At 40.2% G+C, this 9,709-nt stretch carries 11 protein-coding genes; 2 read left to right on the forward strand and 9 right to left on the reverse strand.

Annotated elements, in window-relative coordinates; translation table 11 throughout:
• Together QZ735_RS18670 and def are read left to right on the forward strand one after the other, a co-directional pair.
• Positions 1-831, forward strand: an 831-nt coding sequence (locus QZ735_RS18670) for a ChaN family lipoprotein (protein WP_294251859.1), incomplete at its 5' end; no start/stop codon positions are given.
• Positions 832-1,103: 272 nt separating this feature from the next.
• Complete coding sequence (gene def, locus QZ735_RS18675; RefSeq protein WP_294251862.1) at positions 1,104-1,724, forward strand: peptide deformylase; 621 nt, start codon at positions 1,104-1,106, stop codon at positions 1,722-1,724.
• Positions 1,725-2,041: 317 nt separating this feature from the next.
• Here def and QZ735_RS18680 read toward each other — a convergent pair whose 3' ends face one another.
• The 9 genes from QZ735_RS18680 to trpA all read right to left on the reverse strand — a co-directional run bounded on the left by QZ735_RS18680 (position 2,042) and on the right by trpA (position 9,674).
• Positions 2,042-3,163 carry a lactonase family protein gene (locus QZ735_RS18680; protein ID WP_294251866.1) on the reverse strand — a complete coding sequence of 374 codons (1,122 nt, stop codon included), beginning with the start codon at positions 3,161-3,163 and terminating at the stop codon, positions 2,042-2,044.
• A 49-nt stretch (positions 3,164-3,212) separates the two neighbouring features.
• Positions 3,213-4,214, reverse strand: a complete 1,002-nt coding sequence (locus QZ735_RS18685) for a YhcG family protein (RefSeq protein WP_367117859.1) — start codon at positions 4,212-4,214, stop codon at positions 3,213-3,215.
• Between the two features lie 156 nt (positions 4,215-4,370).
• Positions 4,371-4,793 (reverse strand): organic hydroperoxide resistance protein, encoded by a 423-nt coding sequence (locus tag QZ735_RS18690; protein ID WP_294251868.1) that lies wholly within the window; start codon positions 4,791-4,793, stop codon positions 4,371-4,373.
• Positions 4,790-5,227: a MarR family winged helix-turn-helix transcriptional regulator gene (locus QZ735_RS18695; RefSeq protein ID WP_294251871.1), complete on the reverse strand. Its 438-nt coding sequence runs from the start codon at positions 5,225-5,227 to the stop codon at positions 4,790-4,792. Before QZ735_RS18695 ends, QZ735_RS18690 begins: the two co-directional genes overlap by 4 nt.
• Positions 5,228-5,251: 24 nt before the next feature.
• Positions 5,252-5,884: an NAD(P)H-dependent oxidoreductase gene (locus tag QZ735_RS18700; protein ID WP_294251874.1), complete on the reverse strand. Its 633-nt coding sequence runs from the start codon at positions 5,882-5,884 to the stop codon at positions 5,252-5,254.
• A 315-nt stretch (positions 5,885-6,199) separates the two neighbouring features.
• On the reverse strand, positions 6,200-7,231 hold the full coding sequence (locus QZ735_RS18705) for a serine hydrolase (protein ID WP_294251877.1): 1,032 nt from the start codon (positions 7,229-7,231) through the stop codon (positions 6,200-6,202).
• Positions 7,232-7,392: 161 nt separating this feature from the next.
• Positions 7,393-7,983: a transposase gene (locus QZ735_RS18710; protein WP_294251879.1), complete on the reverse strand. Its 591-nt coding sequence runs from the start codon at positions 7,981-7,983 to the stop codon at positions 7,393-7,395.
• A gap of 180 nt (positions 7,984-8,163) precedes the next feature.
• A complete protein-coding gene (lipB, locus tag QZ735_RS18715) occupies positions 8,164-8,907 on the reverse strand; it encodes a lipoyl(octanoyl) transferase LipB (protein WP_294251882.1) in 744 nt (247 codons plus the stop codon).
• 32 nt (positions 8,908-8,939) lie between these two features.
• A complete protein-coding gene (trpA, locus tag QZ735_RS18720) occupies positions 8,940-9,674 on the reverse strand; it encodes a tryptophan synthase subunit alpha (RefSeq protein WP_294251885.1) in 735 nt (244 codons plus the stop codon).
• Between the last annotated feature and the right edge of the window lie 35 nt (positions 9,675-9,709).

Genomic DNA, 9,709 nt, shown 5'->3' on the forward strand with positions numbered 1-9,709 from the left:
TCGCTTTCTGCACAGGATTTTAAATCCTATCAGTTTTATGATAAAAAAGGGCAGGAAGTGCCAACGGAAAAACTGCTCAACGAACTGGCGGATTATGATGTGGTTTTCTTCGGTGAGAACCATAACACTTCCATCAATCACTGGCTGCAGCTGAGAGTCACAGAAGCGCTCTGTCAGAAGAAAAACGGGCGGCTGATCTTGGGCGCCGAAATGTTTGAGAGGGATAATCAGTCTCAGTTGAATAAATACCTGAACGGAACTTTTGATGCCAAAACTTTAAAAGATTCAGCGAGGTTATGGAACAATTTTGCCACAGATTACCAGCCGCTGGTGGATTTTGCGAAGGATAAAAAATTACCGTTCATCGCAACCAATGTCCCGAGAAGATATGCTTCCCAGGTTTCAAAAGAAGGACTGGTATCCCTGAATACCCTGCCGGCAAAGGACAAAGCCTATATAGCGCAACTGCCGGTTAAAGTCACTCTTGAAACGCCCGGTTACCCAGAAATGAAAAAAATGATGGGCGACCATACGGAAGAAATGAAAGTGATGAATTTTATTTCCGCCCAGGCCATTAAAGATGCGACCATGGCAGAATCGATCCTGAAAAACCTGCAACCAGGAAAGACGTTCATCCATTACAACGGCAATTACCACAGCAAGGAATTCGGCGGTATTTACTGGTACCTCAAACAGAAAAATCCGAACCTGAAGATGGCGGTGATCTCCGTCTTCGAATCCGAAGATCCTGAACTGAAGGTGCCTGAAAAAGACTATATCCCGATGGATTATAACCTGGTGATCCCGGCGGATATGACGAAAACGTATTAAGAGCCAGAGAAAAGTAAAAAGAGCTGAGTGAAAGTTAGAATACATAAAATCAGTTTTAAGCCGGAAACTTGTCTTTTAATTCAGAAACGAATTTATTAGCTATTCTCTAATACGATGTTGAGATTCCTGCGGAATATCAGATGAAGTTCTAAATTTCTCAGATTCCGGTGGCTGAGCGGAGCTGAAGCTACATTATAATCAGTGCAGGCCTGCGAAAATCTATGGTTAAAATATTAAAAACATCATTTATCTTTGTTCAACATTCTGCTGCTATGAGAAAACTTTCTTTTTTATTAATCTTCTTTATTGGTTTCATCCATGCCCAGAAACTTACCGCTGATGAGGTTTCCCTGATCAATCAGGGGGATCCCGAAACGGCTTTGCCCATCTATCAGACCACCGATGAGCATCAGCATAAAACATTGCTGAACCTTTCTTCGGAAATTGATCCGCTGGATAAGAATACGGCAGTCCTGGTAAAGAGAATGAAAGAATCCTTATTGTCAACGGACGGTGGAGTAGGCATTGCAGCGCCGCAAGTGGGGATTAACCGGAAAGTGATCTGGGTACAACGTTTTGATAAGCCGGGAGAACCGTTGGAATATTTTATCAATCCGGTGATTACCTGGAAATCGGAAATCCAGAACCTCGGTCCGGAAGGAGACCTTTCCATTCCCGAATTCAGGGATCAGTTTTACCGCAGCCAGGTCATTCAATTGGAATACGCCGATCTGAAAGGGCAGCCATATTCTGAAATTGTTGAAGGATTCACCGCCGTGATTTTCCAGCATGAAATCGATCATCTATCTGGAATTCTGATTATTGATAAAAAGGAAAAAGAATCCAATGATCACTATCAGAAGGTGGAGGCTTTTAAGAAGGTGATGTTTTAATAAGATTCTTAACTCGTCTGAGCCTGATATTAATAGAAATGGGCTTTAGCCCATTTACCTTATGTTGTGTGATGATCGGCTTTAGCCAAAACCTGTCATAATTTTGGCTAAACCGAAATAATTATAATCATTATATGCGTTGGCTATACATTGAAGATGCCGTTAATCCATTTCTCCGTATTCTTACAATTTTTATATTTTTTATAACACGCCAGTGACGCATCAGAAGAGATGACGGGCACCAGCTTATTCGGAACATTGTTCAGGATAATAATCTACATTTTCATATCAAAAGTTTAGAAGCAATAAATATAAGATTAATATTTCCTGATCTCCACACACGAAACGCTTTTAATTTTAATCTTCCTGCCCACTTTCTTAAGCAATCCCGTTTCCGGGTTTCTTCTGAACACGGCAACAGTCCCGGTTCCGGCGTTGGTGGCCATTAAAAATTTACCGTCTGGGTCCAGATTGAAAACCCTTGGGTGTTTTCCTTTGGTGGATTGGTAACCGACCGTTTTTAAAGTGCCGTCATCCAGAATGGAAAAAATAGCAATGTTGTTTTCGTTTCCGCGGTTGGAAGCATACAGGAATCTGCCGTCGGGTGAAATGTGGATATCCGAACTTTCAAAATCATCTTTGTCTTTTTCGGAATGGGTATGAATTCTCTGAAGGTTGTTTAATTTTCCGTTTTCATAGGAGTAGACGCTTACCGCTCCGCCCATCTCTTCAATGCAATAGGCAAATTTTCCGTTGGGATGAAAGGTGAGATGCCTTGGTCCGCTTCCCGGAACAGTGGGGGTAAGAGGAATGTCTGCCGGCTGTAACGGCTGGTTATTTTTACTTTCAAACCGATAAGCCCGGATTTTATCTGCTCCTAAATCCGGCAAAAATAGGTAATTAGAATCCGGAGAAAAGACGGTAGCGTGGATGTGTGCCCGTTGCTGCCTGTCCGGGTTTACACTGCCTTCCGAAAACTGGAAATTCTGGACATACGGCTGGATCTGTCCGTTCTCAGAAACAGGATACACCGAAACGCTGCCTTCCGTATAATTTCCGTTCACGAGCCATTTTCCGTTTTGATGAACGGTGAGATAAACGGGATTTTCGCCGCCGCTTTTCTGTTTGCTGATAAAAGTAAGCGATTTTTTTTCAGGATTAAATTCAAAACTGCTGACGCTTCCGCTGTTTTTAGTCTTGCTCTCCGTACAGGCAAAAACGTATTTTCCATTGGGCGAAACGGTCAGGAATGAGGGATTTAAAATTCCTGTGAATGAAGTAATTTTTGAAAGTTTCCCGCTGAGGGTATCCAGTTCATAAACATAGAGCCCTTCCGTATCTTTATCCCGGTTAAAGGAGCCGAAGAAAGCATAGGTTTGCTGGGCATGGATTTTAAAAAGACAGGAAAATGTGACAATTGGAATGAGTATATTTTTCATGGATATTATTCAGATAGTTAATTTTGTTTCTTAAAAGCTGGTCAAATTATTAATCTTTGTTATCCAGTTCAAATTTTATTCTATCGGTTTCAATTAGCATTTTTAATTCTTTTTCATCCGGAAGGTATGTTCTATATTTACTGGCAAATAACTTTTCATTTTCTGACAGTACAGAATATTTCACAACCGTTTCATCTTTTTCAGTGCATAGAATAATTCCTATTGTAGGATTGTCATCTGTTCCTTTTTTAAGATCATTGTACATTCTTACGTACATATCCATTTGTCCTATGGCTTCATGAGTCAGTTTATGAGTCTTAAGATCTATAAGCACAAAACATTTAAGATAATAGTTATAAAATACAAGGTCTACAAAGAAATCAGAAGTATCTGTAACAATATGTTGCTGTCTTGCAACAAAGGCAAAACCTTTTCCCAGCTCCATTAAAAAATGCTGAAGATGCGTAATCAATGCTGTTTCTATCTGTGTTTCAGTTTGTGAAATATCAGGAGATAGACCCAAAAATTCAAATATATACGGATCTTTTATAAAATTAGATACTTCATTTTTTTCTGTTTCTGGAATTTTTATTAATCTGCTGACATACTGGCTTTCAATATTTCTTTGAAGTGTTCGGGTATTCCAGTTTCCATCAATGGAATGTTCCATGTATTGTATTCTGTGTTCTGGATTATCAATCCGGCTGATAATTCTATAGTGTGTCCAGCTCAATTCGGTACGCACTGCGTTCCAAATTGGAAATGCAGTGAAAAAAGCTCTCATATTATTGAGGTTCCTTTCATTAAAACCTTTTCCAAATTCTATAGATAAATGATTGGCAAGCTTCTTTAAAGTTGATTTACCGTATGTGGCACGTAGTTCGCCATCTTGCTCTTCTTTAATAATAAGCTGTCCGATTTCCCAGTACATTTTCAGCAGGATGATGTTGCTACTTTTATAAACTTGGGTTTTTGCATCAATTATAATTTTAGCTATAGAACTATAAAGCTCTTGATTGACTGTCTGCATTTTTTTTCTGTTGTTTATCAAAATTAAGAATTTTACTTTATGACTATAGCGTAGAATAAAAGATTGTAGAATAAAAGATTATCATGTTAGTCATAACTTTAAAATAAATCATAATTTTCATTTCATAAAAAAAATCTGCTTCCGAAGAAGCAGATTCTATACTATATAAAGTTTACTTTAGTTATTCGTTACCGAAAGTTTCACTTCGATGTTGTTCCGGGTCGCATTGGAGTAGGGGCAGATCTCGTGGGCCTTTTCCGTCAGAGATTGGGCTTCTTCCTGAGAAACTTCCGGGATATTCACATCCAGCTGAACTGCCAGTCCAAAAGCGCCGTTATCCAGCTGACCGATGCTTACTTCTGCGGTTACGGTGGTCTCTCCCGTTTTTGTTTTTGATAAAGAGATCACCCTGTTCAATGCACTGTCGAAACAGGCAGCATATCCAGCGGCAAATAACATTTCAGGATTGGTGAATTCATCGTTCGCGCCTCCTAAAGCTTTCGGCATTTTTACTTCAAGGTCCAGGACCCCGTTTTCACTTTTTACTTTTCCATTTCTGCCTCCTGTGGCAGTCACTTTTGTGGTGTATAAGGTTTTCATTTATTTTCTAATTTGCTTAATATTTTCAGTACATTTTCCTTTAGCGCCATCCAGTCTTCGGATGAAGCGTTTACTTTTTTAAAAATTTTTTCGGGAATCTCACAGGCTTTCTGCTGTAAGGCTTTGCCGGATTCCGTGATGTAGACTTCAACAACCCGCTCGTCCTTTTTTTTCCGTTCCCTGCGGATGAATCCTTTCGTTTCCAGCCTTTTCAGAAGCGGCGTTAAAGTGCCGCTGTCCAGATACAGCTTTTCTCCGATATGGTTTACAGGGAGCCCGTCATGTTCCCAGAGCACCATCATGACGAGATACTGCGGGTATGTTATATCAAGCTCGTCAAGAAAAGGGCGGTAGATTCCCGTAATTTCCTTGGCAATCACATAAAGCGGAAAGCAGAGCTGATTTTCCAGTTTTAAAGGTTCCTGTTGTTCCATATTTTTGAAAATGAAATGGTCTGATTATTTTGTGATAACAAATTCCTCCATCGGAATTCTTACTTTTTTCATGTGCGACAGCCAGTCATTTTTTTCATCACGGTAACCCAGATAAAGAAGGCTTACACTTTTTAATCCCAGATCTCCTAATCCTAAGATTTCATCCACCACCTCATTGCTGAAGCCTTCGGCCGGAGTACTGTCGATTTTCAGTTCCGCAGCCTGAGCCATGGCCAATCCTAATGCAATATAGGTCTGTCTGGCAGTGTGGGCAAAATGTTCTTCGGGCGTCTGGGCCCCGTAGATTTCTTTGATTTTATCGGTATAGCTGGAAAAACGGCCTCTCGGCAAATCCCTTACATCGGTATGATAGTCATATACTTTATCGATTTTCTCATCCGAATAACTGTCCCAGGCGGCAAATACCAGTACGTGGGAACAGTCCCTCATCACTTCCGGATTCAAAGCACCTTTCACCATTTCTTCTTTCAGGTCCTGATTTTCCACTACGATAACCCGGAACGGCTGCAGTCCAGATGAAGTGGGAGCAAGCCTCGCTGATTCTAAAATTTTATATACATCTTCCTGTGATACTTTTTTTTCCGGATCATAAGCTTTTACCGCATGTCTCCAGTTTAAATCTTCTATTAATGACATTTTGCTAATTATTTTATTCGAATTCTGTACTGCAAAGATATTGCCAAATTAAATTGTGTACAATTTAATTTTGTTAAATTTGTCTAAATGAATTATTAATTCTGTCTATGATCTAACATTAAAATCCAGCCACCACAATTATGTAAGGCTGGATTTAATATAAAAGACTTAATTTTTAAAAGATTTTTATTAAAAAATAATCGGGTACTGAATATTTGCCGGAATACAGGAAAATTACTGTTATTAAAAGGAATAACAATAGGCTTAGAAGGCGAAAACTTATAGTACGCCGGTTTGTAAAAGATGCAAATAAAATTATTCTTTCACCAGATTACTTTTTACAATGATGTCTTTAATTTCAGTTTCGAAATAATAATACAGGTCACTGTTTTCATTCATCTGGTTTTCAAGAATGATAAGGCTTACGTCGCTTTTAGGAAAGTAGATATTGAGCGAAGCAAAACCGTTACCTAATCCCGTATGCCCGAAATATGAAACTCCCTGATCGTTTGCTATTCTTATATTGTATCCATAACCTACTTTTTCTTTACCGAAAACATCGTGCTGGGACATCGCTGATGGTGTAGTCATTAAACGGTACATTTCGGGAGTCAGCATTTTTCCTTTATGAAGGGCATTATTCCATATGGAAAGATCCTTTGCGGTTGTGATGATGCCGTCTGCAGGCAGATTTTCGTCGGTGATAAAAGATTCTTCAACCGCGCTGTAAACATTATGGTCAGCCATATGTCCGGTTACCCGTTTTCTTTTATCTTCTTTTGAGTAGCAAAAAGTATCATTCATCCCCAGTTTCCGGAATAGATTTTCGGCAGCAGATCTATAAGATTGTCCCGATACTTTTTCGATGATTTTTCCTAAAAGAATACTGGAAAGATTACCATATTTAAAATCCGATCCGGGTTTAAATACAAGAGCTTTGTTAAGATCCGTAATTCCATGGGTATGGTTCAGCAGCTGATGGATGGTTACAGAATCTGCCCACGGTTGGGTAAGGTCATTTAGATACCGGCCAATAGGTGCCTGAAAATCAACTTTTCCTTTCTCTGCTTCCTGCAACAAGAGAACGGCTGTCATCTGTTTTGTATTTGACATGATTTCGAATTGATTATCCATTTGCAACGGAACCGGATTGTATATATCCTTTATCCCGTGAGCTCTTGAATACTGTACTTTTCCTTTTTTGGTAATCAGGATAACACCATTGAAATTTCTGGGATTTTTAGTGCCGATAAGGCTGTCGATCTCAAAAATATATTGGTCTTGCGCAAAGGATTTGATGAAAGATAAAAATAGGAGAAAGCAGATGTATTTGAAAGTCCGTGTCATTAAGTTTTTTATTTAATACGTCAAAAATAAAATTAATAATTTGATATTGCTTTAAAATTAGGGTAATGGGTAAGAAATTATCCCGTCATCTATATGACGGGATAAGAGTATTGACGAAATGAGAGTAAAGGCTATGCAAAGTCTCAGACTTTGCATAGCCTTTACTTCCAAAACTCAAAGCCATTGATCAATGCAGCTGCCGGCGGATCTACCACTTCAACCGCCTGGATAATTCCTGTACCATTATAATAGTTGCTTGCGGAAGAATGGAGGTAGTAATAAGGCTCTGCCACAATGCCTGCTTTTACCGGATTCTGATGGATGTAATTTAGCTTTACCCTGAAAAAGGGCAGGCTGAAAATTTCTTCGGCATGGTTTCCATACTGCCAGATTTGGAAATTTTTATTTCGGGAATGGGTTTCAGTGGCCAGGGCAAAACGTTCCAGCATCCACTTTCTCCGGCTTTCGGGTGTAGATTGTATTTTTTCTAAAATTTCCCGGGCGGTAAATTTTTTAAAATCCCTTAGCAGGTCGGATAATTTTCCGTCCTTAGACTGGATGATGAGATGGAGATGATTGCTCATGATCACATAACCGTAAAGAATCATGCCTTTTTTGGAAATACAGAATTTCAGGCTCTCGATCACGATATCCCGGTAGATTGGGCGGGTGAAAATATCGATCCACTCGACCACGGTGCAGGTAAGGAAATGCGGCCTTTCCTGGTTTCGGATAATATATCCTTCTTTCATATCTGGTTTTTACCAAATATAAGTAGAAAAGTAAAACCGCAGCAAATAAATGCTGCGGCCTATTTATTTTTTTTCAAATTTTACCCTCACCAGAAGAGGTAGCATCGTTATCTAACCAGCAGCTGTAGTGCCGTTACCCTACATGTAATTACTGCAGCTACTCATAGTCTTAAAACACAGCTACTCAAAGTCTCCAGACTTTGAGTACAAATCCGCTTCAAAAACCTCCTCAAAATGTTTTCTGATCTTTGCTTTGATGTCTTCCATTTCTTCAGGGGTCAGTGCTCTTTCCAGTTCTCTTTTCAGCGAAGTAACCTGTTTGTCTTTAATCCCGCATGGAATGATGTATTCGAAATACCGCATATCGGTATTCACATTTAAGGCAAAACCATGAAGGGTTACCCAGCGGGAAGCTTTTACACCCATTGCACAGATCTTGCGGGCATAGGGTTTCCCAACATCCAGCCAGACACCGGTTTCCCCGGGAGAACGCTCTCCTTTCAGTCCGTATTCGGCAATGGTGCGGATGATGACTTCTTCCAGGTTCCGCATGTATTTGTGGATGTCGGTAAAGAAATTTTCCAGGTCCAGGATCGGATAACCTACGATCTGCCCGTAACCGTGGTAGGTAATGTCACCGCCACGGTTGACTTTCACAAAGGTGGCATCGATTTCTTTCAGTTTGTCGATTCCGGCAAGCATATTTTCTTCATGCCCGCTTTTCCCCAGCGTATAAACATGCGGGTGCTCCACCAATAGGAAATGGTTGGGCGTTGCCATATGCTGTTCGGCGGGAAGATCACGGTTCCTGATTTTAAGATCGATGATGTTTTTCATCAGGGACTCCTGATAATCCCAGGCCGGCTGGTATTCGCGGGTTCCCAAATCTTCAAAGACGACGGTTTTATTCTGAATGGTATTCATATCCTTGTTTGAATGCACAAATTTAGTGATTTTTACCCGTTAATGGAACGGATGAAATCAGGGGCTTGCTTCTTCCAGTCTGTTTGCTGTAAAAGGATGTTCACAAACGCCGTTCCGATAATTCCGCCGTCCGCTTTTTCGGTGACATTTTCAAAATCTTCCCTGGATTTGATGCCGAAGCCGATCATTACCGGATTTTTCAGTGGAAGCGATGCCAATCTTGAAAGATAGTCTTCGTTTTTCAGTACGGTATTTTCGTTTCCTGTTGTGGACGAAGAACTGACGGCATACAGAAATCCCGAACTTAAGGAATCGAGGTATAAGATCCTTTCATCCGACGTTTCCGGAGTTACCAGAAAAGTGAAATTCAGTTGGTACTGTTCTAAAATTTTGCGGTAGTTTTTTTCAAATTCGATCGGTGGCAAATCAGGGATAATCAATCCGGAAACCCCGCTTTCCGAACATTCTCTACAGAAATTTTCAAAGCCGAAACGCAGAACAGGATTGACGTAGCCCATCAGAATCACAGGGATTTTGATTTCATCTTTAACGGATTTCAATTGGGCAAACAGTTTCTCAATGGTCATTCCGTTTTGCAGGGCCCGTTCATGCGCCTGCTGGATAACCGGCCCGTCTGCCACCGGATCGGAATACGGCATCCCGATTTCCATCATATCGGCTCCCGAATCCTGGATTAATTGTATGATTTCAGCTGTATTTTCCAATTCCGGAATTCCTGCGGTGAAGTAGATGTTTAGTTTTTTCATAATTGAATATACAATGTAGTATTGTATTATGTAAA

The sequence above is a fragment of the uncultured Chryseobacterium sp. genome, assembly GCF_913776365.1.
Classification (GTDB): domain Bacteria; phylum Bacteroidota; class Bacteroidia; order Flavobacteriales; family Weeksellaceae; genus Chryseobacterium.

Bases quoted from the DNA above. Each gene is read 5' to 3' on its own strand.
- def (WP_294251862.1), top strand. From the start codon at position 1,104: ATGAGAAAACTTTCTTTTTTATTAATCTTCTTTATTGGTTTCATCCAT.
- QZ735_RS18680 (WP_294251866.1), bottom strand. From the start codon at position 3,163: ATGAAAAATATACTCATTCCAATTGTCACATTTTCCTGTCTTTTTAAA.
- QZ735_RS18690 (WP_294251868.1), bottom strand. From the start codon at position 4,793: ATGAAAACCTTATACACCACAAAAGTGACTGCCACAGGAGGCAGAAAT.
- QZ735_RS18695 (WP_294251871.1), bottom strand. From the start codon at position 5,227: ATGGAACAACAGGAACCTTTAAAACTGGAAAATCAGCTCTGCTTTCCG.
- QZ735_RS18700 (WP_294251874.1), bottom strand. From the start codon at position 5,884: ATGTCATTAATAGAAGATTTAAACTGGAGACATGCGGTAAAAGCTTAT.
- QZ735_RS18705 (WP_294251877.1), bottom strand. From the start codon at position 7,231: ATGACACGGACTTTCAAATACATCTGCTTTCTCCTATTTTTATCTTTC.
- QZ735_RS18710 (WP_294251879.1), bottom strand. From the start codon at position 7,983: ATGAAAGAAGGATATATTATCCGAAACCAGGAAAGGCCGCATTTCCTT.
- lipB (WP_294251882.1), bottom strand. From the start codon at position 8,907: ATGAATACCATTCAGAATAAAACCGTCGTCTTTGAAGATTTGGGAACC.
- trpA (WP_294251885.1), bottom strand. From the start codon at position 9,674: ATGAAAAAACTAAACATCTACTTCACCGCAGGAATTCCGGAATTGGAA.